This window comes from Bradyrhizobium iriomotense (genome assembly GCF_030160715.1).
GTDB lineage: Bacteria > Pseudomonadota > Alphaproteobacteria > Rhizobiales > Xanthobacteraceae > Bradyrhizobium > Bradyrhizobium iriomotense.
In genome coordinates this window covers 290,509-314,726 of sequence record NZ_BSOW01000002.1, presented here as the reverse complement: position 1 = coordinate 314,726, position 24,218 = coordinate 290,509, and the positions used below count along the sequence as shown (strand labels likewise).

General features: G+C 63.2%; 19 protein-coding genes and 1 pseudogene. 8 read left to right on the top strand and 12 right to left on the bottom strand.

Going from position 1 to position 24,218, the window contains the following annotated elements:
* The 3 genes from QQL28_RS46445 to qatD are packed head-to-tail and all read left to right on the top strand — an operon-like array spanning window position 1 to window position 2,836.
* A complete protein-coding gene (locus QQL28_RS46445) occupies window positions 1–765 on the top strand; it encodes a hypothetical protein (RefSeq protein WP_488798566.1) in 765 nt (254 codons plus the stop codon).
* Window positions 762–2,072 (top strand): Qat anti-phage system QueC-like protein QatC, encoded by a 1,311-nt coding sequence (gene qatC / locus QQL28_RS03735; protein WP_284261222.1) that lies wholly within the window; start codon window positions 762–764, stop codon window positions 2,070–2,072. The genes QQL28_RS46445 and qatC overlap by 4 nt, the downstream gene beginning before the upstream one ends.
* Window positions 2,069–2,836, top strand: a complete 768-nt coding sequence (gene qatD / locus QQL28_RS03730; RefSeq protein WP_284261221.1) for a Qat anti-phage system TatD family nuclease QatD — start codon at window positions 2,069–2,071, stop codon at window positions 2,834–2,836. Before qatC ends, qatD begins: the two co-directional genes overlap by 4 nt.
* Before the next feature lie 1,226 nt (window positions 2,837–4,062).
* Here qatD and gyrB read toward each other — a convergent pair.
* The 9 genes from gyrB to rpsT form a co-directional block, all read right to left on the bottom strand.
* Entirely contained in the window at window positions 4,063–6,498 is a 2,436-nt protein-coding gene (gene gyrB, locus QQL28_RS03725) for a DNA topoisomerase (ATP-hydrolyzing) subunit B (protein ID WP_284261218.1), read from the bottom strand.
* Window positions 6,499–6,780: 282 nt separating this feature from the next.
* On the bottom strand, window positions 6,781–7,530 hold the full coding sequence (locus QQL28_RS03720) for a hypothetical protein (RefSeq protein WP_284261216.1): 750 nt from the start codon (window positions 7,528–7,530) through the stop codon (window positions 6,781–6,783).
* Between the two features lie 146 nt (window positions 7,531–7,676).
* Complete coding sequence (locus QQL28_RS03715) at window positions 7,677–9,851, bottom strand: hypothetical protein (protein ID WP_284261214.1); 2,175 nt, start codon at window positions 9,849–9,851, stop codon at window positions 7,677–7,679.
* A 168-nt stretch (window positions 9,852–10,019) separates the two neighbouring features.
* Window positions 10,020–10,835, bottom strand: a complete 816-nt coding sequence (locus QQL28_RS03710) for a hypothetical protein (RefSeq protein WP_284261212.1) — start codon at window positions 10,833–10,835, stop codon at window positions 10,020–10,022.
* 120 nt (window positions 10,836–10,955) lie between these two features.
* Complete coding sequence (gene recF, locus QQL28_RS03705; protein ID WP_284261210.1) at window positions 10,956–12,092, bottom strand: DNA replication/repair protein RecF; 1,137 nt, start codon at window positions 12,090–12,092, stop codon at window positions 10,956–10,958.
* Window positions 12,093–12,167: 75 nt separating this feature from the next.
* Window positions 12,168–12,533, bottom strand: coding sequence for an endonuclease domain-containing protein (locus QQL28_RS03700; RefSeq protein ID WP_284261208.1), 366 nt, complete (start codon window positions 12,531–12,533; stop codon window positions 12,168–12,170).
* A 131-nt stretch (window positions 12,534–12,664) separates the two neighbouring features.
* A complete protein-coding gene (gene dnaN / locus QQL28_RS03695) occupies window positions 12,665–13,783 on the bottom strand; it encodes a DNA polymerase III subunit beta (RefSeq protein ID WP_284261206.1) in 1,119 nt (372 codons plus the stop codon).
* A 252-nt stretch (window positions 13,784–14,035) separates the two neighbouring features.
* A complete protein-coding gene (dnaA, locus tag QQL28_RS03690; protein WP_284261204.1) occupies window positions 14,036–15,448 on the bottom strand; it encodes a chromosomal replication initiator protein DnaA in 1,413 nt (470 codons plus the stop codon).
* A 1,302-nt stretch (window positions 15,449–16,750) separates the two neighbouring features.
* Window positions 16,751–17,017 (bottom strand): 30S ribosomal protein S20, encoded by a 267-nt coding sequence (gene rpsT, locus QQL28_RS03685; protein WP_284261202.1) that lies wholly within the window; start codon window positions 17,015–17,017, stop codon window positions 16,751–16,753.
* A gap of 388 nt (window positions 17,018–17,405) precedes the next feature.
* On the opposite strand from rpsT, the gene QQL28_RS03680 reads away from it, so the two are divergent.
* From QQL28_RS03680 to QQL28_RS03670, 3 genes are all read left to right on the top strand, one after another.
* Complete coding sequence (locus tag QQL28_RS03680) at window positions 17,406–17,723, top strand: hypothetical protein (RefSeq protein WP_284261200.1); 318 nt, start codon at window positions 17,406–17,408, stop codon at window positions 17,721–17,723.
* A 132-nt stretch (window positions 17,724–17,855) separates the two neighbouring features.
* Window positions 17,856–18,512, top strand: a complete 657-nt coding sequence (gene msrA, locus QQL28_RS03675) for a peptide-methionine (S)-S-oxide reductase MsrA (protein ID WP_284261198.1) — start codon at window positions 17,856–17,858, stop codon at window positions 18,510–18,512.
* Window positions 18,513–18,654: 142 nt separating this feature from the next.
* Window positions 18,655–19,407, top strand: coding sequence for a polysaccharide biosynthesis/export family protein (locus tag QQL28_RS03670; protein ID WP_284261196.1), 753 nt, complete (start codon window positions 18,655–18,657; stop codon window positions 19,405–19,407).
* A gap of 140 nt (window positions 19,408–19,547) precedes the next feature.
* Here QQL28_RS03670 and QQL28_RS03665 read toward each other — a convergent pair whose 3' ends face one another.
* The 3 genes and pseudogenes from QQL28_RS03665 to QQL28_RS03655 form a co-directional block, all read right to left on the bottom strand.
* The gene (locus QQL28_RS03665; protein WP_284261194.1) at window positions 19,548–20,219 is read right to left on the bottom strand and encodes a dienelactone hydrolase family protein; all 672 of its coding nucleotides are present in this window, start codon (window positions 20,217–20,219) and stop codon (window positions 19,548–19,550) included.
* Window positions 20,220–20,428: 209 nt separating this feature from the next.
* On the bottom strand, window positions 20,429–20,767 hold the full coding sequence (locus QQL28_RS03660; RefSeq protein WP_284261192.1) for a hypothetical protein: 339 nt from the start codon (window positions 20,765–20,767) through the stop codon (window positions 20,429–20,431).
* A gap of 3 nt (window positions 20,768–20,770) precedes the next feature.
* Window positions 20,771–21,015 (bottom strand): annotated as a pseudogene (locus QQL28_RS03655) (alpha/beta fold hydrolase); the annotation flags it as partial.
* A 323-nt stretch (window positions 21,016–21,338) separates the two neighbouring features.
* Between QQL28_RS03655 and QQL28_RS03650 the strand changes: the two are divergent.
* Together QQL28_RS03650 and QQL28_RS03645 are read left to right on the top strand one after the other, a co-directional pair.
* Window positions 21,339–21,830 carry a (2Fe-2S)-binding protein gene (locus tag QQL28_RS03650; RefSeq protein ID WP_084808318.1) on the top strand — a complete coding sequence of 164 codons (492 nt, stop codon included), beginning with the start codon at window positions 21,339–21,341 and terminating at the stop codon, window positions 21,828–21,830.
* Window positions 21,827–24,109 (top strand): xanthine dehydrogenase family protein molybdopterin-binding subunit, encoded by a 2,283-nt coding sequence (locus QQL28_RS03645; RefSeq protein ID WP_284261183.1) that lies wholly within the window; start codon window positions 21,827–21,829, stop codon window positions 24,107–24,109. Before QQL28_RS03650 ends, QQL28_RS03645 begins: the two co-directional genes overlap by 4 nt.
* The last annotated feature ends 109 nt before the right edge of the window (window positions 24,110–24,218 follow it).

Below are 24,218 nucleotides of genomic sequence, written 5' to 3'. Positions count from 1 at the left end.
GTGGGGACCTCTTCGTCTAGTGCGGGAGCTGGCGGGAAGTCACCACTCATTCCAGCCGGTACTGATGCCACGCCTGGCGCGCCAGTACCAACGCCAGCGACTAATCGGTTTCAGCCCTTTCGGATCGCGTTTGGCCACCATGCCAGAGGAATCGGAAAAGGCTCGTTTCTAAAATCTGCACTAGGCCGCTACGCTAGGACAGCAACTGGCGGCGCTCGGGTTGGTCCGAGACGCTTCGGTCCAGCTTACTCGTCCGGCGGTAGTCTGTTTGCGCTCCTCGGTGAGATGCAGGGCGGGGGAACTGGCTCCGTCTCAGTTGGAGTGGACCTCTCCGGCCTTGTCGGACGTTCTTTAACGATCGCAGTTCAGGAAATTGCACGGGCTCTGGCGCCGGAGGGGATTGATGCAGACCGGGTTGTGGTTGCGATCAATGAGGCGATGACCGAAGTTCTAGTAGACGAAGAGATCTTCGACCCGAGTACCTTATCCGCGGATCAAATCGTAGAAGTCCTTGTCGATTACCTCGCACGAATTCTCTTTCACCAAGTGACGGAAGATGCCGGGTCGGCTTGGAATAGGTCTCCATCCGAAGCTCGGACCATTGAAGCAGAGAATGAACTCTTCGATCTGATCAAAATCGCAATGGATCGGCAATTGGGTCCAAAACTGGCAAACGGCGTCGGAAGGATGTCGAAGCTGGACGTCGAGCGCGCGCAGCTCAATGCTATGCAGGAAGTCTGGCGAGAATGGGAGACTTTCGAATGACGAAGGTGATCTGCCATGCCGACGCAGCGGGTCTACCGGCTACTCGCAAAGCCTCAGACGTTCACGTCATCCTGTACGGGAAAGGAGCTATGCCGCCCAAGGTCGCTCGTATCGGCTCCATGTTGCTCGATCCGATTAGTCGACTGAAACTCGGTATCAGGAACGACGCGTTTGACTTCCTGACCATCGGGCTCGCGGTAACCGCCGCTGACACGTTCGTACTCCGAAGCGATGCCGATGATAGATGGTGCCGACGCCTAGAGCTGACGGTTCCCCTGATCGATCCCAGGCCATGGAACGCCGTACGCTCAATGCTCGAGAGTGCTCTCAATTTCTTGAGCGGAGACCACTGGACGCTACGGTTCAAACGCGGTGGCCCTCGTCCGCCTAGCAAGGCTGTTCGAGATCGTCGAAGGATCTTTATCGACCTTTCGAAAGCAGAATGCGCCTGCCTCTTTTCTGGCGGCCTCGACAGCTACGTTGGAGTTCTCGACCTGCTCTCCGAAGGCCGTCGCCCAATTCTTGTTAGCCATGCCTATAGGGGTGACCGGAAATACCAAGCCAACGTCGCAACCTTCCTCCCGACTTTGTGTCCTCGGTTCGCGGCGAACGCACATCCGACTTGGACCGGTGCAACCGAGATCAGTATGCGTAGCAGAAGCCTCAATTTTCTGACCTATGGAGTGTTGACGGCTACGGCCATTGCTGAATTTAGAGGACTCTCGCGTGTAGACCTCATTGTTCCTGAAAACGGACACATCGCACTAAATCCCCCTCTGACACCACGTCGCATTGGGTCGCATAGTACGAGAACTACCCACCCGTTCTTCCTGAATGCGATCCAGCACATTTTGGAAGGGGTCGGTCTTCCCGTCGTCATCAGCAATCCGCTGCGGCATCAGACGAAGGGAGAAATAATGGCACGGCATGCAACAGCGACGGCTGACTTCGAGCTGGCCGCCGCCGGCACGGTCTCGTGCGGAAAATGGAAGCGGAAGAACAAGCAGTGTGGTCACTGCGTACCGTGCCTAATCCGTCGGGCTGCCTTTCACGCCGCCGCTATCGCTGATGACACGGAATATCGCGAGCCAAATCTCTTAAAGATCGCAAACGATCCGCAGATTCGTGACGACCTTATCTCTGTCTTGACGGCAGTCTCTCGTTCGCGCACCGTCCGGATAGAACCTTGGGTAATGCAAGCAGGACCACTGCCTGAAGACGAGCAAGAACGTTCCGCGTGCGTCGACGTATTCAAGCGTGGTATCAGCGAGCTTGGCAACTTTCTGCGGGCGAGTGGCTTCCCTTGATCGATTTTCATTGTCACCTCGACCTCTATCCTGACCCAGTCGCGGTCACTCGGCAGACCTCGCTGTGCGGCGCATACGTCCTATCCGTCACGACAACTCCAAAAGCTTGGCGAAACACGTTGCGTCTGGCTAAGGGAGCTTCCCGAATTCGTACAGCGCTCGGACTGCATCCGCAGGTCGCTCACGAACGGCATCGCGAGTTGGCGCTTTTCGAGGCCCTTTTGCCGGAAACGGATTACGTCGGCGAAGTAGGTCTAGACGGAAGTGCTGAATTCAAAATGCATTCTGCCGTGCAGAAGCGTGTTTTTGAAAGCGTGCTCTCTATGTCAGCCCGGGCTGGCGGAAGAGTGCTATCGCTCCACAGCCGAGCAGCAGTCGAGCCTCTTCTTGAGAGCCTTGCACGGAAGCCCGATGCTGGGATCCCTGTCCTTCATTGGTTTACCGGTTCCGCCTCTCAGATGCGGCGCGCGGCAGATCAGGGGTGCTGGTTTTCTGTCGGATTGCCTATGACCCGTTCTGAACGTGGACGAGCCATATTGGCGGCCCTGCCGCGTGACCGTGTTCTTACCGAGAGCGACGGTCCTTTTGTGCAAATTGGCAGCCGCCCTTTTACACCTTCAGATATCCCCCTAGTTGTCTCAGGTCTTGCCGGAATTTGGGACATGACTACCGAAGAGGTTCAGGACGGGCTGGCGTCCAACCTCCGGGAGATTGGGAAGATCGCGGCGAAAGGCGGGTCGCGCGAGCTGGCCCTCGGCAGCTAGGCATTTTGGTAAACGGCCCGTGAATTTTGTAGTTTCGATTGGTTAGCTGAGAGATTCAGCATCGAATTAGCTGTTTTGCGGCAGATTTGCGCCGCATGCTCATCCTAGGTTGTAGTCAGCGCGCTCTTGGGAACGGGAGAAACGCGACACACTTATGTGTCTTTTGACGCGTTTATGAGTCCCGCTACACCGCTTCATAGACTTGATACGATCGAGCTCCGTATCCTAGTAGAGATGATCCAGCCAGCTGTCGTGTAAGTAGCCCCGCGGGAACAGCCAGTCATCGCTATTTGGATGACGCGTGGCCGGCGCAAATGCGTGATCGAGGAGCCGCTAAGCGCCGATCGCCCCATTTCATATCGCCGGTCGAGAGGGTGGCGCTGGCTCCTGAGAAACGACCTGTCCGGCCCAATCATCAAGGGTCTCGTGGGCCTTCCTGAACAGCGGCGCGCGGACCGGATCATGGAGCCCGATCTGCTTCAGAGTTTTGGCCGGCGATAGAATCCTTGAACGCGACTATGGCGACCAAAGGATTCTAGGGTGTACAGGCCGAATTTGTGGCTGAGAAGCCGCCCGTCGTCGCTGTGAAGGTGACCGACCGCCCTGGCTGGGACGCCAAGCAGTCCCTCGGGCAGTCGCTGGGAGCGCCTGGGCGAGGCGCCAGAAGGCTTTCGGAGCGCCCCGAACGTTGCGAGCCTGACGTGGAGGCGACGGCTAAGCGACATCCAGGGGCTGGGTTTCGGCTGGCCGTGCCGCGCAACGGCCCATCATCCTCATGTCGCGGCTTGGCTAAAAAAGACAACGTTTTTGCGGAAGATCTAACAGCAGCGGCACCATGAGAGAGGCGTGTTCCAATCGCTTTCACCGATCGCGCAATTGCTTTCTTTCCGGACAAGATTCCTTTCTTGCGGAGAGACGCGCTATTCTTGGTGCCTTCTGGCGTCGGCGGCCGGCTTTAGAGAAGTGGCTAGAAAGCTCTGTGGCCGCTTGGAGGGGCCTTATGGGCCGGGTACGGCGGCGCACATTGCTCCACTCGTTGAAAGCTGGCCCTGAGCCGCCTGCGGAGCTTGGCCGATCTTTGGGCTTCAGGGGGGGCGCGCCGCTAGCCTGTTGACGCTCGAAACAATGTTGGGTTGCGAATCTCAGAGTCGAGGTTGTGCGTAAATCGAGTCAGGGAATAGCATTATAGAGTCAGGGATATGTGTTTCCCGACAGCTCCCGCTTTTCTAGATGTCGATGGTCGCGCTCAGCGAATGTTCCTGGATGAAGTCGCGGCGCGGCTCGACCACGTCGCCCATCAGCTTGGTGAAGATGTCGTCGGCCTCGTCGACCTCCTTGACCTTCACCTGGAGCAGCGAGCGCACCTCGGTGTCCAGCGTCGTCTCCCAGAGCTGCTCGGGGTTCATCTCGCCGAGACCTTTGTAGCGCTGCAGCGTGATGCCCTTGCGGCCGGCTTCGGTCACAGCCTCGAACAGGTCGACCGGGCCGTGGACGGCGTGCTCGGTGTCCTTGCGCCGCAGCTTGCCAGAGCGGGCGTACACGTCCTGGAGCTTCGTCGTGAATTCGTCGAGCTTGCGCGCTTCGGCCGAACCCAGGAAGGCATCGTCGATGATCGCCGCTTCCTTGACGCCGCGCACGGTTCGCTCGAACAGAAAGCCCTGGCCCTCGACGAATTGCCCGACCCAGCCGCGTTCGACCTCCTCGGCCTGATTGTCCAGCCGGCTCGCGATGTATTGCGCCGCCGCGGTGGCGTTCTCCGGATTGCCGTAGATCGACTTGTTCAGTACGCCGGTGATGGCGGCCTGCTCGACCACCTTGCGGTTATAGCGGCTGTGCAGATTGCGCAGGATGCTGCGGACCACGCGGGCGTCGTCGACCAGCGCGCGCAGGTCGCGGCCAGACCGGTCGCCGCCGGTGCCAGGAACGTAGACGCAATCATCCAGCCCGGCGTCGATCAGATAGTCCTCCAGCGCGCGCTCGTCCTTCAGGTACTGCTCGGACTTGCCGCGCGTGACCTTATAGAGCGGGGGCTGGGCGATATAGAGATAGCCGCCGTCGATGATGTCGCGCATCTGCCGGTAGAAGAAGGTGAGCAGCAGGGTGCGGATGTGGGCGCCGTCGACGTCGGCGTCCGTCATCACGATGATCTTGTGATAGCGCAGCTTCTCGACCGAGAATTCGTCGCTGATGCCGGTGCCGAGCGCGGTGATTAACGTGCCGATCTGCTCGGATGACAGCATCTTGTCGGGGCGCACGCGCTCGACATTGAGGATCTTGCCGCGGAGCGGCAGCACCGCCTGGAATTCGCGGTTGCGGCCCTGCTTGGCGCTGCCGCCTGCCGAGTCGCCCTCGACGATGAACAGCTCGGACTTCGCCGGGTCCTTCTCCTGGCAGTCGGCGAGCTTGCCGGGGAGCGAGGAGACCGAGAGCGGGCTCTTGCGCGTCAGCTCGCGCGCTTTTCGCGCAGCTTCGCGGGCAGCGGCGGCCTGGATCACCTTGCCGACGATCATCTTGGCTTCGCTGGGGTGTTCCTCGAACCAGGCCGCAAGCGCCTCGTTGAGCACGTTCTCGACCACGGGGCGCACTTCCGAGGACACCAGCTTGTCCTTGGTCTGCGACGAAAACTTCGGATCGGGCACCTTGACCGACAAGACGGCCGTCAGGCCTTCGCGGCAATCGTCGCCGGTGAGCGCGATCTTTTCCTTCTTCGCATTGGCCTCGGCATAGCCGTTGACCTGACGCGTCAGTGCGCCGCGGAAACCGGCGAGATGGGTGCCGCCGTCACGCTGCGGGATGTTGTTGGTGAAGCACAGCACGTTCTCGTGGTAGCTGTCGTTCCACCACAGCGCGGCCTCGACGCCGATGCCGTTGCTCTCCGAGCGCACCATGATCGGTGCCGGCACCAGTGCCTTCTTGTTGCGGTCGAGATATTTGACGAACTCCTCGACGCCGCCGGAATAGTGCATCTCCTCGCGCTTCTCGACCGCGTGGCGCATGTCGGAGAGGATGATGTTGACGCCGGAGTTGAGGAAGGCGAGCTCGCGCAGGCGGTGCTCGAGCGTTGCGAAATCATATTCGACGTTCTTGAACGTCTGGGTCGAGGCGAGGAACGTCACCTCGGTGCCGCGCTTGCCCGGTGCGTCGCCGACCACCTTCAGCGGTGCGACGGCATCGCCATGCGCGAATTCGATGTAGTGCTCCTTGTTGTCGCGCCAGATGCGAAGCCCGAGCTTGCTCGACAGCGCGTTGACGACGGAGACGCCGACGCCGTGCAGGCCGCCGGAGACCTTGTAGGAGTTCTGGTCGAACTTTCCGCCGGCATGGAGCTGGGTCATGATGACCTCGGCCGCCGAGATGCCTTCGCCCTTGTGGATGTCGACGGGAATGCCGCGGCCGTCGTCGCGCACGGTGACGGAATTGTCGGGATTGAGCACGACGTCGACGCGCGTGGCGTGGCCCGCCAGCGCTTCGTCGATCGCGTTGTCGACGACTTCGTACACCATGTGGTGCAGGCCGGAGCCGTCATCGGTGTCGCCGATATACATGCCGGGGCGCTTGCGGACGGCATCGAGCCCCTTGAGCACGCGGATCGATTCCGCCCCGTAATCGCTCGGATTGGAGGGCTCGTTTTCGGCAGGCGTCTGCCGAGCAGGTTCTGTCATGAGAGGCCTTCGAGATGTCGCCCGAATCAGCCGCGCAAAAGGCGCTGATTTGCAGGCTATTTGTGCCATGAAAGACCGATTGCGCCTAGCGCAAAGTATCCTCCGGCAACCCTTTGAGTAGATGGGGTTTTTGGGCCTGATTTCAAGGCGCTCGAAGGCCGATTCCGGGCTCCCTGAAAAGCCCGATTCGAGACCCTGTTTTTGGTCCTCAAAGGTGTGGATTTTTGCGGGGCGCGGAGGCCTGTTCCGAGGCGCTGTGGCACCCCCGGAACAGGCTACGGTTCAGTAGACCCGGTCCGACTTGCTTTCGTCGTCACTCAACCTGAGGGCCCAGGCCTCGCCTGCGGCCACGGTGATGGTATCAGTGCGCACCCGATGGCCTGACACGACAAGCGTGTAGGAATAGGTGCCGGGCGGCAGATCCAGCATTTGCGGATGATTCTCGCCGCCCGCGATCTTGATGGTTTGATCGTTGATCGCGAGCGAAGCCACATCAGGCACAAGATAGCCGAAGATCAGCCGCGCCTGTCCTGGCATAGGCAGGAAATTGGCCTTGGCCGCGGCCTGCGTGTTCCGCTGCACCAGTTCGATCGTGGTCTCGTCCTTTGCGCGGCCGAGCTCCAGCGTGACCGGCCCGTCCGGGGATGTGAACGAGAGCTCCGCGTGCTCGGCTGCGACCACGGCCCCACCTGCCACTTCTTGCCAGCCGAGCTTCGGCAGCTCGGCGCGGTAGAAGGCGAGCACGTCGCTGAACTCGGCAGGGATGCTGGCGCTCAGTGTACGCCGGATCGGAGCCTTGACGCCGTCAGCATATTGGGTGGTGAAGTGCGTGTGGCTGATCCGGGTCGGCACGGGCAGATCGACGTCAGGATCGAGCTTGAGCGGTCCGGGCAACAGCCGCGCCAAATACAGCCGCGCCATGTGCGGCACCGCGCCCTCGGCGTGTGCCGGAAGCGGGCAGCTCGCGAGAAGCAAGAGGCCGCACACCAACAGCCGCCATCCTGTCGGAATATTTGATGCGCGCTTGACCATCGTCTCACTCACTCTCCAGGGATGTCGTGCGTCTTGATCCAGCGCGACGCCGCGACTGCGATAGGCACCGCCGCAGCCTCTGGACCACTAGTCGCCCTACGGATCGGCCAGGTTCAACCTGGCCGCTGCAGGCAAGGGCTGCAGGATCAATACATCTGCAGCGGAAGCACCTCGCCGGTCGGACCCACCATCAGGCCCCAGGCATCGCCCGCAGCGATGTCGATGGTGTCGTTGCGGGCCGGCCGGCCTGCCATTTTCAGCGAATATTGGTACTTACCCGGTGGCAGATCGAGCATGGGAACCTTCGGCGACTGCGGACCGCCCGCACCGGCCGCAACCTTGATGGTCTGCTTGTTGATCGTGAGCTGTGCGTCCTTGTCGCCCATATTGCCAAGCAGCAGCTTCGCCTGACCGGGTTTCGGCATGATGTCTGCCTTGGTCGCGGCATCCGGGTTCTTCTGCACAAGATTGACCGACGTCTCGCCATTGGCGCGGCCGAGCTTCAGCACCGCCGGTCCTTGCGGGGAGGCGAAGGCGAGCTGGACGCGATCGGCCGTGATCACCGCACCATCCGGCTTCTCCTGCCAACCGAGCTTTGTAAGTTCGGTGCGATAGAACGCGAGCACGTCGCCGAGCTCGGCAGGCACGCTGGCTTCGAGCTCGCGGCGGGACGGCGCCTCGATGCCCGGCAGTTTTGCGGTGCCAAGCGAGGTCGAGGTGCGCTGCTTCGGCACGGGCAGCGCGGACTCCGGATCCGCTTCCAGCGGCTCGGAAGCCTTGGCCTGCGCGCCAGCCTGGTCGGTGCTTGCCGGCTTGCCTTTGGCCGCCGGCGTGGCCGCGGCCACGCGCAGACCGGATCCGTTGGCGCTGACATTCACCTTGGCGCCCATCTGCATCAAGGTCATCGAGATCGACTTGCCGGCCTTGGAGAACTCCATCACCGCCATGTTGGGCTGGTTGATGACGGACGGCTGCTCCTTCCAGCCGGCGGGCTTTAGCGAGGCGCGGTAGAAGGCGGCCAGCGCCTTCACGCTCGAGGTCGAGTTGAATTCGAGCCGGCCGTCGTCGAATTCCACCTCCTGCGCGTTCTCGGGCACCGGCAGCGGCATGTTGCTGTTTGCGAGCGCCTGCAAAGGGGAATCGGACAGCGTAGCGGCCTGCGCCTTGCGTCGGACTTGGTCGGCGGCGAGGACGTCTTTGACCATCTGATCGGCGTCCTTCATGAACTGGTCGTCGGCGTCCTTCTTGGCCTTGGCGCGGGCGGCGATCGCGGACTCCTTCAGCTGCGCGGTCAGATAGACCATCGTGAAGTCGTATTTGCGGGCGAGCCGCAGCACACCGATTTCTTCGGCCGACGAGATCTTGATCGCCACCTCATCGCCCGCGGCGAGCGGCGCGTTTCCATCTTCCTGCCAGCCGCGTGCGGGGAGTTCGCGATGGTAGAACGCGAGCACGGCGGGCAGATCGGCCAGGGCGGCGACCGTCAGCTCGCGCCGGTTCGATCTGGCATCGCCGCCTCTGCCTCCGGCCGACTTGTGCTGCCTCGGTATCGGCAGGCCGGACATCTCGTCCGCCTCGAGATCGGTCGGCAGCGCGAACGGCGCGGTCCTGATCTCGACATTGGTGCGGCCGTCGTCGCGGCGCGTCAGCGTCAGCATTACCGGCTTCTGCCGATAGAAGCCGCCGCGCTCGTCATCGTCGTGGCCGTAGAACGCGCGCGCGCCGTTCGGAACGGCTTCGCTCAGATCGGCATTCGGCCAGCGTGCGGCTGTCTCGGGCGTAAGCTTGCGCCAGCCGATCGCGGCCATTTCTTTCGCGTAGAAATCCGCTGTTGCGTCGAAAGCGGTGGGCGCGATGCAGCCGAGATAGGGCCTCGTCTCGTCGAACACGAGATCGATCGCGCCATCGGGGAACGGCACATTCGAATAGATGCGGTCCGGCCTGTAGTCGACCCCCGATTGATCCGGCCGGCCGAGCCATTGCGTAAAAGAAAGCGAGAGGCCCTGCCGTCCCTTCTTGAAGACGAGACCACTATTGTTTTCATCGAGCGGCCGGACATAGGGCACCCAGCCATTGGCGAAAAACAGCTTCTTCGCGGCGGCGGTGGTCACCGCGACTGTGGTCGGCACTCTATATGTCACGCGGTAGGGATCGGGGCGCGAGATGTCCTCCTCCGCGCCGTCCAGCTTCGGCAGGCTGTGCACGTCGACGATGCCCTCGTCGGCGTGCGCCGCCATCGGAAAGCTCGCGATCAGGAACAGGCCGTACGCAAACAGCCGCCATCGTGCCGGGACCTGCATCCCGCGCCTTGCCGTCGACATCATCAAATCTCCAGGATTATCGCGCGCCTCTCGAGGGGCCGCGCGATGTCAACGGCCGCGACACTGCCGGCGCGGCCTCTGATGACTAGTCGCCCAGGGAACCCGTCAGGTTCAACGGTGAGGTTCTACCGCCGCGTGCGCGCGCCGGCCCGATCAATCGGGTGCAGGTCAATACAGATGGAGCGGCGACCATGCCGCTCCATCGCGCCCGACCGTGAGCTCCCAGGCATCGCCGGCGGCCACGGTGAGGATGTTCGCCTGGGCTGGATGGCCTGGCACGCTCAGTTCGTAGGAATACCTGCCGGGCGGCAGATCCAGCGAGACCGCGTTGGCGTCGGCGGCGCGCTTGATGGTCTGCTTGTTGATCGCAAGCACAGCTTCCTTCTCGCCGATATTGCTGAACACCAGCTTCGCCTGGCCGGGCTCGGGCATGATGTTCGCCTTGGTCGCGGCACCCTGGTTCCGCTGCAACAGGCTGACCGTGGTGTTGTCGTCCTTCCGGCCGAGCTTCAGCGTTGCTGGCCCCACCGGGGAGGCGAAGGCGAGCTGTACGCGATCGGCGGCGACCACCGCGCCATCCCCCTGTTCCTGCCAGCCGAGTTTTCCGAGCTCCGTGCGATAGAAGGCGAGCACGTCGTTGAGCTTTGCGGGCACGCAGGCGTCGAGCGTGCGCCGGAGCGGGGCCTCGATGCCGGGCATCACCGTGCGGTTGACGATCCTCAGGCTGTATTGCTTCGGTACGGGCATGTCGACGTCGGGAGCAGGCGTGAGCTTTTGCCAGCCTATCCAAGCCATTACCCTGGCGAGTGGGCTCGGAGCCATGCAGCTGCGATAGGGCCGGGTCTCATCGAACTCGGCGACCTGCGGTTTCGGCAGCGCGTCGTCGGCCTTGGCCGCGATGGGCGAGCTCGCCAGGAGGAAAATGCCGCACACGAACAGCCGCCATCGTGCCGGGGCTTTCGTCCCGCGCCTTACCGTCGTCATGGTCACTCTCCAAGGATGTCGCGCGTCTGGGTTCTCGCGCGATCGCAACGGCTGCGACACCGTCGGCGCGGCCTCAGACGACTAGTCGTGGTAGGAACCGGGCAGGTTCAATGCAGGCGACTACCGCCGCGCCGTGACCCGCCCGTTTTCGACATCGAAGACCTGACCCGAGGCGCCGATCTCGGCGAAGGCTGCCGGATCGGCGCCGGTCAGCCAGACCTGCGCGCCGAGCTTGCGCAGCTCCTCGAACAGCGCCGCCCGGCGGTTCGGATCGAGATGCGCGACGACCTCGTCGAGCAGCAGCAGCGGAACGATGCCGGTCATCTCCGCAACCAACGTTGCATGCGCCAGCACGAGCCCGATCAGCAGCGCCTTCTGCTCGCCGGTCGAGGCATCGCGCGCCGGCATGTTTTTTGGCGCATACACCACCTGAAGATCGGTCAGATGCGGGCCGTCCGTGGTCCGGCCGGCGATCGCATCGCGCGGACGGTTGTCGCGCAGGATCTGGCGGTAGCGGTCCTCGACCGAAGTCGCGGTCTCGGTGAGCAGCGCGTTCTCCATCCAGCCGTCGAGCGCGATTTGAGCCGACGGGAAGGCGGAGGATTGCGCGCGGGCATTGAGCATCTCGGTCAGCTTTGCCGCGGTCTGGCCGCGCGTCGCTGCGACCGCGACCGCAAGCTCCGCGGTTTCGCGCTCGATCGCGTCGCACCAATGGTCGTCATAATTGCGCACCTCGAGCAGCCGGTTGCGCGAGCGCAAGGACCGTTCAAGCGCCGAGATGCGGCTGGAATGCTCGCTGTCGATGGCCAGCACCAGGCGGTCGAAGAATCGCCGCCGCTCGGAGGCCGCGCCCATGAACAGGCCGTCCATCGCCGGCGTCAGCCACACCATGCGGATGTGGTCGCCGAAGGCGCTCGCCGAATTGACCGGCTCGCGGTCGATGCGGCAGCGCCGGCTCACCGTGCTGTCGGTGCGCGGCGCATCGATGCCGGTGCCGAGCGTGGCCAGGCCCAGCGCGCCCTCGACCTGCGCGGAGACCGCCCAGGAGCCGTCGCCCTGGTTGTCGGCGACGTCTTCCAGCGTTGCCCGCCGCAAGCCGCGTCCCGGCGACAGAAACGAGATCGCCTCGATGCAATTGGTCTTGCCCGCCCCGTTGGGCCCGACCAGCGCCACCATGTCAGCCGCCGTCTCGAGCCCCGCCGCCCGGTAATTGCGAAAATGCGTCAGCGTCAGGCGATGAATACGGGAGGGGGTCATGGGAGGTTCTCTTACCCTCCCCCCTTGTGGGGGAGGGTGGCGCCTCACGAAGTGAGGCGACGGGTGAGGGGTATCTTACCGCGCAGCAAGCTTTGCAAGGATGTCCTCCAGTACAGCCACCGGCTGCTGCAACACATCATTGTTCCAATAGCGAGCAATACGAAACCCTTCTGCAATGAGTGCGGCTTCACGAGTCGCGTCGCTTCGCGATTCGGAGTGCTGCCTCCCGTCGATTTCAATTACAAGCCGCTGCTCGAAGCAGACGAAATCGAGAATGTAGTGCTTGAACGGGACCTGTCGACGAAACTTGACGGCCGAAAGCCGTCGGTCCCTGAGCAATCGCCACATCGTCGCTTCGGCATCCGTCGGTTCTCGCCGCATGGTCTTCGCGAATTCGCGGAGATGCTTTGGAGCAGGCCGATGGGACGGCTCGCGCGGCACTAACCCCTCACCCAAGTGAGATCGTGGCCGATAGCGGAGCTGCCCTCTCCCACAAGGGGAGAGGGCGCAGCAATGCGCATCACGCCTGGTTCATGGGAGATTGTTTGGCATTGATGTGGAGCCACGCGCCCTCACACCCGCATCGGCATCAGCACGTAGAGCGCGCTCTTGTCGTCGCGGTCCTGGACGAGAGTCGGTGAACCCGGGTCGGCGAGCTTGAGGGTTGCGACCTCGCCCTCGATCTGGGCGGCGATGTCGAGCAGATAGCGGGAGTTGAAGCCGATATCGAGCGCGTCGGAGGCGTATTCGACCTCGAGCTCTTCGGTCGCGCTGCCGGAATCCGGATTGGTCACCGACAGCACCAGCTTGCCGGCGGAGAGCGACAGTTTCACCGCGCGGCCGCGCTCGCTGGAGATGGTCGAGACGCGGTCCACCGCGGCCTCGAAATCCTTCTTGTCGACCACCAGCTCCTTGTCGTTGTTCTGCGGGATGACGCGGCCGTAGTCGGGGAAGGTGCCGTCGATCAGCTTTGAGGTCAGCACCACGTTGCCGATGGTGAAGCGGATCTTGGCCTGCGACAGCTCGATCGTGACTTCGGCCTCGCTGTCCTCGATCAGGCGCTGCACCTCGCCGACGGTCTTGCGCGGCACGATCACGCCGGGCATGCCGGCGGCGCCCTTGGGCTGCACCAGCTCGAGCTGGGCGAGGCGGTGGCCGTCGGTGGCGACGCCGCGCAGGGTCGCGGCTTTGGCCGAGCCTGCGGCATGCAGATAGATGCCGTTGAGATAGTAACGCGTCTCCTCGGTCGAGATCGCGAACTGGGTGCGGTCGATCAGCCGCTTCACGTCCTTGGCGGCAAGATTGAAGGAATGCGACATGTCGCCGGCCGCAAGATCGGGAAAATCATTCTCCGGCAGCGTCTGCAGCGTGAAGCGCGAGCGGCCGGCGCGGATCGCCAGCACCGAGCGGTCGCCGTCGCCTTCCAGCACGATCTGCGAGCCGTCGGGCAGCTTGCGCACGATGTCGTAGAACATGTGCGCCGGCACGGTCGTGGCACCGGCGGTCGCGGTTTCCGCGGCAAGCGTCTCCGTCACCTCGAGGTCGAGGTCGGTCGCCTTCAGCGACAATTTTGCGCCTTCTGCCCGCACCAGCACGTTGCCGAGGATCGGGATCGTGTTGCGGCGCTCGACCACGCGGTGGACGTGGCCCAGCGATTTCAGGAGTTGCGCGCGTTCGACCGTAACCTTCATTGCACTACCCGCCCGATCCCCAGGATGGAAAAGCCGGGCAGCCGAAAGCGGCGCCGCGGCAGGGAAGAAACCCGACAAAGCCGGATCATCCAGCCGATATGATCAAAGCCGTCAGGGTCGCGCAAGGTGGCGCGTAAAGCCATCCGATTCAAGGGATTGGGGTGCTGTTCCCCACGATTTACATCCTGATTTTGTCCCCGTCCCGGCGGCAAGCCGGGACGATCAATGACGGGTCGGGATGGCCCTAGGGGTTTATTCCTGAAGCTGGCGCTTCAAGGATTCGACCTCTTCGGACAGCGCCGCATCCTTGCTGACCAGTGCCTCGATTTTGCGCACCGCGTGCAGCACCGTGGTGTGGTCGCGCCCGCCGAAGCGGCGGCCGATCTCCGGCAGCGAGCGCAGGGTCAGCGTCTTGGCGAGGTACATCGCGACCTGCCGCGGCCGGACCACGTTGGCGGTACGGCGCGAGGACAAGAGATCGGAGCGGCTGACATTATACTGCCGCGCCACCACGCGCTGGATGTCCTCGATCTTGATGCGCTTGGGCTCCTGCGGCCTGACCAGGTCGCGCACCTCGCGTTCGGCCATTTCCAGCGTCACCGGCTGGTTGTTCAGCTTCGAGTGAGCAAGCAGCCGGTTGATCGCGCCTTCGAGATCCCTGCCGTTATGGGTGATGGTGCGCGCCAGATAGTTCAGCACCTCCTCGGGCACATCGAAGCTTGCATGATGGGTGCGGGCGGCGGCGACACGCGACTTGAGAATGCCAAGCCGCAAATCTTCGCCGAGCGATCCCATCTCGACAACGAGGCCGCCGGCGAGCCGCGAGCGGACGCGATCGTCCAGGCTCTCGAGATCGGACGGCGGACGATCGGCCGCGATCACGACCTGACGGCCGGCATCGATCAGCGCATTCAGCGTGTGACAGAACTCGGCCTGCGTCGACTTGCCCTGGAGGAACTGGAGGTCGTCGATGACCAGCACGTCGATGCCGCGCAGCGCTTCCTTGAAGGCGAGCGCCGTCTGCGTCTTCAGCGCGGCGACGAAGCCGTACATGAATTTTTCCGCAGTGAGATAGAGCACCTTGCGCTCGCTGCCGGAATTGCCGGCCCAGGTCACCGCCTGCAAGAGATGCGTCTTGCCGAGGCCGACGCCGGCATGGATGTAGAGCGGGTTGAACATCACGGGATCGCCGCGGCGTCCTTCCGCGACCTGGCGTGCCGCCGCATGCGCCAGCGTGTTGGCGCGGCCGACGACGAAGCTTGCAAAGGTCAGGCGCGGATCGAGCGGCGAGCCGCCGAGCGCGTCATGGTTGGCGGAGACCGGCGCGGTCGCGCGCAGCTCGGCCGAGGGTCGGCCATCCATGCGCTTGGCCTCGATCGGCGCCGGCATTTCCTTGAGCGCAACGGTCGGGCGCACGGCAGTGCGCACGGTGAGGTCGATACGATGCACTTCCGGCGCCTCGGCCTGCCAGCAGGAGAGTACGCGCTCGGCATAATGGGCCTGAATCCAGCTCTTCAGGAAGCGCGTGGGAACCGAGAGCCGCACGCTCTCGTCCTGCATTCCTTCGAGATCCATGCGTGCGAACCAGCTCGTGTAGACGTCCTCGCCAACGCTCGAGCGCAGCCGCCCCTTCACGCGTGACCAGCGATCCTGTTCCGATGTCATTGTCTAAAAACTTTTCTTTGGAGATAAGGTTGCGTTGCGAGCGCCGTTGCAGGTTTCCTGCCACGGCACGACCTCAAGCGAGTCCATCCTGAAGGCACGGGTCAGCTGTTCGGCGCGAACGCCGCAAAGCAGACCAGTGATGTCAAGAATGGAGGGTTCGCGAGGTCAGCGCGTACTCAGCGCGCAAGGATCCGCCGGAGGCTGGTCGCAGGACGAACTCGAAACGGCATCGTTGGAAGAAGAGATGTGATTCAATACCGCGTTACGTTCGTTCGACATGGTGCCTCCCCGTCCTGCCGTGATTGCTCACGGCAAGGTCCTGCGTGTCGTCCAATGAACTTCGCGTAGGAACTCCACATCCCCAACGCGAGGCCCGCCCGTCTTTCCTAACTCGTCCGGGTGGCGCCGCTTTGCGCTTGTCGGGTAGTTCGTCGCTGTCTCTCCGTTGCGCCTGAACGCGAACGAGGCAAGAATGCCCCGCCTGGAGACATTTAGACAAAGCACTACCGTTCCCATATTGCTATGGGTTTCAAACCGACAATCGCTTGGTAAAGCGTCGCCCACGTGCACACCGCCGCCGATTAGCACGCTCGCCCCGTTTCTAAAACCGCGCTGGTCTAAAGATCGTGGGCGCTGCGGACGGCTTTAAGAAATACACGATGCGCCGAGACTCGCAACGGAATTGATTCACAGTTGAGGAGCTTAAATCCTGATCTGCGTTAACGCCGCGCGGGAGTTGTTCACAGGGTCGAGAACCAAGTTTTTGAATCGCCGTGCAGAATCGAAGGCAATGCGCGTTGTGTGACAATTCTCCGACGGCGCGCAAAAAAAATTTACAAAAGCGTCACGCGAGTGCCGTGCAAGCCAATTTTCCAAATGCTTCCCGCCACTATGTGGATAAGTGATTATCGAGACATCGTTTTTCGAGTCTCGTTTTGCAGGGTAACCCTGTCGTTGCACGCGCGCCCGTGGAAACTACGGTGTGCAGAAAGATGGGCGAGCTAGGAATTCGTTCTGCTGCGCACACAGGCTTTTCGCAACTGCAATGAAAGTTTCCGGTGTGACGGAATCGCCAGCAGGTAAAACCCGGCAGGTAAAACCACGGGAGGTAAAATAGCGCGCCGAAAAGTTTTTCCAAGAGCTCGGATCAAAGCTCCTGTCACAAAGCGCGGATCAAAGAGCTCCGATCGCGGAGCTCTGAAGCAGAAGCTTGAGGCTCTCTGATCTCCGTCATGCGTAGCAACAAAACGAAAAAGCCCGGCGCATGCCGGGCTTGGTCTGCTTACGCGGTATTCGGTCAGATCACTTGCCGAGCTTGGCGATCTGATGCGTCAGCCGCGACACTTTGCGGCTCGCGTTGTTCTTGTGAATGATGTTGCGCTGCGCGGCACGCATCAAGGCGGGTTCGGCGTTCGCCAGCGCCTTCAGCGCGGCGGCGCGATCACCGGTCTTGATCGCCTCTTCGACGGTGCGGACTGCGCCGCGCATCTGGGTGCGGCGCGATTTGTTGACGGCGGTACGACGGGCAATCTTGCGCGTCGCTTTCTTGGCGGAAGTGGTGTTGGCCATAGTCTCAAAAATCCTCTGCGGTGACCGGTCGCTTCTTGCTCGGATTAGCGCCGGCTGCTTGAACCGCGAAATCGACGCTCGGTTTTAGGGTGTTCGGTTGCTCAGGCTGTTCTTTGGAGCCCGCGCGCCAGCCTTGCGGCTATCGCCTCACATGGCTCAAGGAACTGGCTCAAAGAACAGCGGCGGCAGGATTGCGCCCGCCGCCAGTTGGCGCCCTTATAGAGGGGGCCTGCGGCACCGTCAACGGCTTCGGGAGGCCGGCAAACCACCTTGGGCGGCCCGGGAACTGCCGTAACGTACTGACGAGGTTGAATTTCCGCTTTCGTCCCGGTATTGGCTGGCGGCGTTTCGCCTCGTCCCGGTCGGACGGGCCTATTTAAGGTGATGCATGATCCGCGGCTTTTTCCGACTGATCGGCCTGTTGCTGCTCGCTGGCGGCTTCATCTTCATGGTCTATGACGGCGCCCGCTGGGTGGCGGACCAGACCCTGCGGTTCACCCGGTTCGGCCAGTTCTGGAATGATATCCATCAGGCCAGCCAGCAGGCGTTCCGGACCTGGGTCGAGGCCAAGGCCCCCTGGCTCTGGACCTCGGTGGTCCGCCTTGTGCTGGACCAGCCGGTTTTCGCCGTGCTCGGCATTCTCGGCATCCTCCTGATGATCCTGTTCCGGCCGCGGAAACCCCTGATCGGCTATTCGCGGGACTGACCGCTCCTGCAAAGGAGGCGGCGTAACAGGGCTGCCTCTCCAGACGTAAATGCCTATATTCAACCAGTATCGCGAGCACGCCGCCTGAGCGCCCTGCTTGGGCGACGGACAGCTCGTTTCGGAGATCCGATCATGCTGTTCATGCGCAAGACCACTGCACTCCCGAGCGCAGCCGAGGCGCTGCCGGGCCGTGCGCAGCCCTTACCGACCGCCACCACCCATTTCGTCAACGGCGCGACGCTCAAGCCGCCCTATCCAGCGGGGCTCGAGCAGGCCGTGTTCGGGCTGGGCTGCTTCTGGGGCGCCGAGCGCAAATTCTGGGAGCTTGGCGAGGGCGTCTACGTCACCGCGGTCGGCTATGCCGGCGGCCATACGCCCAATCCCACCTATGAAGAGGTCTGCTCGGGCCGCACCGGCCACACCGAGGTGGTGCTGGTCGTGTACGATCCGAAGACAATCTCTTACGAGCGGCTGTTGAAGGCGTTCTGGGAGAACCACAACCCGACGCAAGGCATGCGCCAGGGTAATGATGTCGGCACGCAATATCGAAGCGCGATCTACGCTTATGGCGATGCGCAGAAGAAGGCGGCCGACGAGTCCAGGGCGCTCTATCAGAAGGCGCTCACAGCCAAGGGGCTCGGCGCCATCACCACCGAGATCGCGCCCGCCGGCGAGTTCTATTTCGCCGAGGACTACCACCAGCAATATCTCGCCAAGAATCCGGCCGGCTATTGCGGCCTCGGCGGCACCGGCGTGTCCTGTCCGATCGGCGTCGGTGTGAGCGCGTAGTCTAGCCGCGAACTCGCAGCGCCTCTCCTGCAAGCGGGGGAGGGGCGCACGCGCGGCCTTGGTTGTATTGTCGCGCCAAGCCTACCCGAAACGTTTTATTAACCATACCAGGTGCAAGACTGGAGCCATCTCGGTTCAAGGGATGGCTCCAGTGCGGGTTGCGCGCGCGTTTCGATTGTCGATCTTGGCAGCGTCCGCCGCGCTCGCCCTTGGCGGCTGCATGCAGACTGTCGGTCCCGTCGCGATCGCCCAGCCGCGCAGCGATCTCGATTACATGGCCTATGGCCAGCCCGGCACGCCGCAGCCGGTCGCCGTCGTCGACAATTCCGGTGGCGGCGCCATCAGCGCACTCCGCAATTCCTTTGCCGCAGCTCCCGCGCCCGTAGAGGTCGGCTACGCCGCGCCGATGCCTGCGCCCATGCCGGTGCGCTACGACGCGTCCTATCATCTCGATGCCGGCGACAAGCTGCGCGTCGTGATCTACGGCCAGGAAGGTCTCACCAACACCTACGCGATCGATGCCGGCGGCGCGATCACCATGCCGCTGATCGGCGCGGTGCCGGCGCGCGGCCGCACCACGGCGGGGCTCGCGTCCGAAATCGCCGCGCGCCTGCGCAACGGCTATATCCGCGAGCCGTCGGTGGCGGTCGAGATCGAAGCCTATCGTCCCTTCTTCATTCTGGGCGAGGTTGCTGCGCCCGGCCAATATCCCTACGTGCCGAACATGACCGTCGAGAGCGCGGTCGCGATTGCCGGCGGCTTCTCGCCGCGCGCCAAGCGCGACGTGGTCACGGTGACCCGCAGCGATGCCGGCGGCGCAATGCGTGCCGTGGTGCCGCTCGGCACCCCCGTCGGCCCGGGCGATACCGTCTACGTCGGCGAGCGCTGGTTCTGATCCTCTCTCACTCGTCATTGCGGGGCGCGACGAAGTCGCGAGCCCGGAATCCATTTAGCCGCAGACCCCGAGGCCTGATGGATTCCGGGCCTGCGTGCTACGCAGGCATCCCGGAATGACGACGGTGAGGGAAGCGCGCACTACTTCAAATGCTCTGCGAAGAACGCCATGCTGCGCGGCCATGCGATGTCGGCGCTGGCCTTGTCGTAGCTCGCGCGCTCGTCGCAATGGAAGCCGTGCTGGGCGTTCGCGTAGATGAAGACCTCGACGTCCGGGCGCTTGCCCTTGATGGTCTCGACATCGGTCAAGGGAATGCCGGTGTCCTTCTCGCCGAAGTGCAATTGCGTCGGCACCTTCGGCTTCTCATCGGCAAAGCGCACGACCGCGCCGCCATAATAGCCGATCGCAGCCGAGAGGCCGGAGAGCCGGGCCGCCGCGACATAGGCGATGCTGCCGCCCAGACAGAAGCCGATGATGCCGACCGGGCCGACGCTCTTCACCGCATCGATCGCGGCCTGCGCATCGCGCAGCATCGCCGCCCAGTCGGGGTTGGCGACGAATTTGCGCGCCTCGGCGATCTCGTCGGGCGAATAGCCCGATTGGAAGTTTGGCGAGGTGCGATCGAAGATCGAGGGCGCGAGCGCGACATAGCCTTCCTTGGCGAGCCGGTCGCAGACCGAGCGGATGTGATGATTGACCCCAAAGATCTCCTGGATCACCACCACCGCGCCCTTCGGTGCGCCAGTCGGGTCGGCGCGATAGGCACCGAGCTGGAAATTGTCGGAGGCCGTCAGTTTAATGTCGTGTCCCACGAGGTTGTCCTTCGTTGCTGGTTGTTGGTCCAGAATATTGTTCTCACCCCTCATCCTGAGGAGCTTGCGAAGCAAGCGTCTCGAAGGATGAAGGCCCGCGCTGCAAGAGCCGGGCTCTCATGGTTCGAGACGCGCCGGAGCCTGTCATCGGGCCGCGCTTCGCGCGGACCCGGTGGGCGCTCCTCACCATGAGGGTCGGGAGCCGCGTTCTACTCCCACATCCAGTTCTCGCCGTAGTCCTCTTTCCACCCTGCGAGCCGACCATGGCGGAATTGCAGGAACAGGCGGTGGCGGTAGGGGATGAGCCGGCTGCCGCCGAGATTGCGCAAGGCGAGATAGATCTCGTTGCCGGGGCGTCCGCGAACATATTGCAGCGGCTGGCCCAGCGCCTGCGCCGCTTGGGCGGCATCCATCCCGAAGGCCAGCGGCGCGGTGTTCGACAATGTCACGACGAAGGGCAGGCGCGGCGGTGCCGATTGCTCGGCTTGCGCCACGGCCGTCATCATGCCCAGCGCCATCGTGACAGTTGCCACCATCGTCGGCTTCATCGTTCAGGTCCCTTCGCGGCCCGTCTCGTGCGGCAGATTCTTCAGGAAGGGAACCACCGCGTCAACAAAAGCCTGCGGCTGATCGAAGTTGACGGCATGCCCGGCCGCGGGAATCACGACCTTGTGTGCGCCGGGGATTTTGCCGCCATGTAGTCGGACGCTGCGAGGAACGGCGTGTCGTCGGCGCTGACCACGGTCAGCGTGGGCACGTCGATGTCCGGAAGCAGCTCCATCACCTTCGCATCGCGCGCCTGCCCGTGTTCGTTTGTCGAACATCCTAGCGTGACGGGTTACTTCGAGGATACTGGCAGATCATTGAAGGCATGCCGTGATGGCTTGCATGCGTCACGCGGATTTTGCCGCTTATTCCGTCAGCCGGTTGCGTCGGCGGCCTTGTCGCAACGCACAACGCTGATGCGTGCATCACGTTTGTTTCGATCGATTCCAAATTGCATTTGCCTCGGCAAACGAACGCGATCATTCTTGCGTCAAGGTTGACGCCAGCCCGGTGGGCGTCCGCCAGACAAGTTGCCGCCGTAAGCGGCTTCATGCACCGGCAGGGGAAGAAGCCATGCCTACTCTCACCATCAACGGGCGGAGTATGTCCGTGGATGCGGCGAACGATACGCCGCTCCTTTGGGCGATCCGCGAGCAATTGCAGATGACCGGCACGAAATTCGGCTGTGGTGCCGGTCTGTGCGGCGCCTGCACCGTGCACGTCAACGGCGAAGCCGTGCGCTCGTGTCAGACCATGGTCGGCGATGTCGCCGGCAAGAAGATCACCACCATCGAAGGCCTCTCCGCGAAGGGCGATCACCCCTTGCAGAAGGCGTGGATCGCCGAGCAGGTCCCGCAATGCGGTTACTGCCAGTCGGGGCAGATCATGCAGGCGGCTTCGCTGCTCGCGAAGAATCCCAATCCGACCAAGGAAGAAGTCGTCGCACACATGGACGGCAATCTCTGCCGTTGCATGACCTATTCGCGGATCCAGAAGGCGATCATGCGTGCCGCCACCGAGATGCGTACCGCGTCCGCCTCCGGCAATGAGCGGAGGCCCACATGAACCAGCACGTGAAGAACGTCACCCCAGAGACGACCGATCTCAGCCGTCGCTCGTTCCTCGTTGGAACTGCGGCCACAGGTCTCGTGCTCGGCTATGCCGGCGTGCCCGGCGTCAGCGAGGCGCTCGCCGCGCCCTCGAACTTGGAGCCGAGCGTCTGGTACGCGATCTCGCCGGAAGGTCTCGTCACTGTGACCTGCGGCAAGGCCGATATGGGCCAGCACATCGCCTCCACCATGGCGCAGATCGTCTGCGAGGAGCTGGGCGCGAAGTGGAGCGACATGCGCGTGCAGCTCGCCTCCAACGATCCGAAGTTCAACGACCCCGTGCTGGGTGCGCAGATCACCGGCGGCAGCTGGTCGACGATGATGAACTTCGACGCGATGAGCCGCGCGGGCGCCGCGGGGCGTATTGCGTTGGCGCAAGGCGCTGCCACCGCAATGGGCGTGCCTGCGTCTGAGCTCGTGGTGCGCGATTCCGTGATCTCGCATCCGAAGTCGAAGAAGCAGATGAGCTTTGCCGACGTCGTCAAGAGCGGCAAGGCGACCAAGACGTTCACGGCCGATGAGCTCAAGGCGATCACGCTGAAGACGCCGGATCAGTACACCATGATCGGCGTGTCGGTGCCGCAGCTCGACATCCCCTCCAAGACCAACGGCACGGCCAAGTATGGCATCGACGTGATGCTGCCGGGCATGGCCTACGGCAAGGTGGTGACTCCGCCGGTGCGCTTCGGCGCCACGGTGAAATCGGTCGACGACAGCGATGCCAAGAAGGTGCCGGGCTTCATCAAGGCCGTCACCATCGACGACAAGACGCAGACCACCTCGGGCTGGGTCGTCGCCGTCGCCAACACCTACGCCAATGCGCGCAAGGCCGCCGATGCGCTGAAGATCAGCTATGATGGCGGTCCGAACGCAAAGCTGTCGAGCCAGTCGCTGCTCGATGAAGCCAAGCGTCTCCAGGGCCTTGACGATTCCGGCCAGTATTTCGTCAAGGACGGCGATCCGAATGCGGCGTTCGGCTCGGCGGCCAAGGTGCTGGAGGCGGAATACACCACCAACATCAACATCCACGCGCCGATGGAGCCGATGAACGCCACCGCGGAGTTCAAGGGCGACATCCTGCACATCTATTCCGGCAACCAGTTCGCGACGCGCTCCGGCGCGATCGCCGCCGGTGCCGCCGGGATCGATCCGAAGTTCGTGGTCATGCATCAGTTGTGGCTCGGCGGCGGCTTCGGCCGCAGGCTCGATGCCGACATGATGGTGCCGGCGGTGCAGGCGGCCAAGGCCGTGGGCAAGCCGGTCAAGGTGATCTACTCGCGCGAGAACGACATGACGATGGATTTCTCGCGTCCGCTCACCTACCAGAAAGTGAAAGCCGGCGTGGACGGCGACGGCAAGCTCGTCGCGATCAGCCACGACGTGGTCTCGGCGTGGCCGACCCAGCGATGGGGAATCCCGGACTTCCTGTCGCCCTCGGTCGACAAGAAGGGACCGCTCGATTCCTTCACGGTGAACGGGTCGGACTTCTTCTACACGGTGCCGAACCACTACGTGCGGGCGATCAAGAACGAGATGGCGCACAACGCCACCCCGTCCGGTCAGCTCCGCTCGGTGGCGCCGGGTTGGACCTTCTGGGCCGTCGAAAGCATGATCGACGAGATCGCGGCTGCGACGGGCAAGGATCCGGCCCAGCTCCGCATCTCGCTGCTCGACGGCGCGGGCAAGAACGACGGCGGCGCGCAGCGGCTGCGCAACACGCTGCTCGCCGCGATGGGCCTTGCCGGCTACGGCACCAAGAAGCTGCCGAAGGGTGAAGGCATGGGCGTGGCCTGCGTGTCGTCGCAGGAGCGCGCCACGGCAAGCTGGACGGCGTGCGTCGCGCACGTCGCCGTCGCGCCCTCGGGCGAGGTGACCGTGAAGAAGCTCACGGTCGCGACCGACGTCGGCACGCAGGTGCATCCCGACAACATCCGCGCCCAGGTCGAGGGTGCGGCGCTGTGGGGCCTGTCGCTTGCGATGTACGAGAAGGCGACGCTGAAGGACGGTGGCATCGAGCAGACCAACTTCGACAGCTACACGCCCCTGCGCATGAGCCAGATGCCGGAGGTCGCGGTCGCCGTGATAGCCAATGGCGAGAAGGCGACCGGTGTCGGCGAGCCCGCGGTGACGGTGGTCGCCCCGGCGATCGGCAACGCCATCTTCAACGCCTCGGGCGCCCGCGTCCGCGCGTTGCCCATCACGGCGGAAGCCGTGAAGGCGAACATGAAGGCGTAAGGCCGGCCGCAGATTGCGATCGAGACGATCCGCCGGAGGGCAACCTCCGGCGGATTTTTTTGCTTGCGCGTATTGTTGCGCGAGGCGGTACACCGCGGCCACATATTCG

Bases quoted from the DNA above. Each gene is read 5' to 3' on its own strand.
- qatC (WP_284261222.1), top strand. From the start codon at position 762: ATGACGAAGGTGATCTGCCATGCCGACGCAGCGGGTCTACCGGCTACT.
- gyrB (WP_284261218.1), bottom strand. From the start codon at position 6,498: ATGACAGAACCTGCTCGGCAGACGCCTGCCGAAAACGAGCCCTCCAAT.
- QQL28_RS03720 (WP_284261216.1), bottom strand. From the start codon at position 7,530: ATGGTCAAGCGCGCATCAAATATTCCGACAGGATGGCGGCTGTTGGTG.
- QQL28_RS03715 (WP_284261214.1), bottom strand. From the start codon at position 9,851: ATGTCGACGGCAAGGCGCGGGATGCAGGTCCCGGCACGATGGCGGCTG.
- QQL28_RS03710 (WP_284261212.1), bottom strand. From the start codon at position 10,835: ATGACGACGGTAAGGCGCGGGACGAAAGCCCCGGCACGATGGCGGCTG.
- recF (WP_284261210.1), bottom strand. From the start codon at position 12,092: ATGACCCCCTCCCGTATTCATCGCCTGACGCTGACGCATTTTCGCAAT.
- dnaN (WP_284261206.1), bottom strand. From the start codon at position 13,783: ATGAAGGTTACGGTCGAACGCGCGCAACTCCTGAAATCGCTGGGCCAC.
- dnaA (WP_284261204.1), bottom strand. From the start codon at position 15,448: ATGACATCGGAACAGGATCGCTGGTCACGCGTGAAGGGGCGGCTGCGC.
- rpsT (WP_284261202.1), bottom strand. From the start codon at position 17,017: ATGGCCAACACCACTTCCGCCAAGAAAGCGACGCGCAAGATTGCCCGT.
- QQL28_RS03680 (WP_284261200.1), top strand. From the start codon at position 17,406: ATGATCCGCGGCTTTTTCCGACTGATCGGCCTGTTGCTGCTCGCTGGC.
- msrA (WP_284261198.1), top strand. From the start codon at position 17,856: ATGCTGTTCATGCGCAAGACCACTGCACTCCCGAGCGCAGCCGAGGCG.
- QQL28_RS03670 (WP_284261196.1), top strand. From the start codon at position 18,655: ATGGCTCCAGTGCGGGTTGCGCGCGCGTTTCGATTGTCGATCTTGGCA.
- QQL28_RS03660 (WP_284261192.1), bottom strand. From the start codon at position 20,767: ATGAAGCCGACGATGGTGGCAACTGTCACGATGGCGCTGGGCATGATG.
- QQL28_RS03650 (WP_084808318.1), top strand. From the start codon at position 21,339: ATGCCTACTCTCACCATCAACGGGCGGAGTATGTCCGTGGATGCGGCG.
- QQL28_RS03645 (WP_284261183.1), top strand. From the start codon at position 21,827: ATGAACCAGCACGTGAAGAACGTCACCCCAGAGACGACCGATCTCAGC.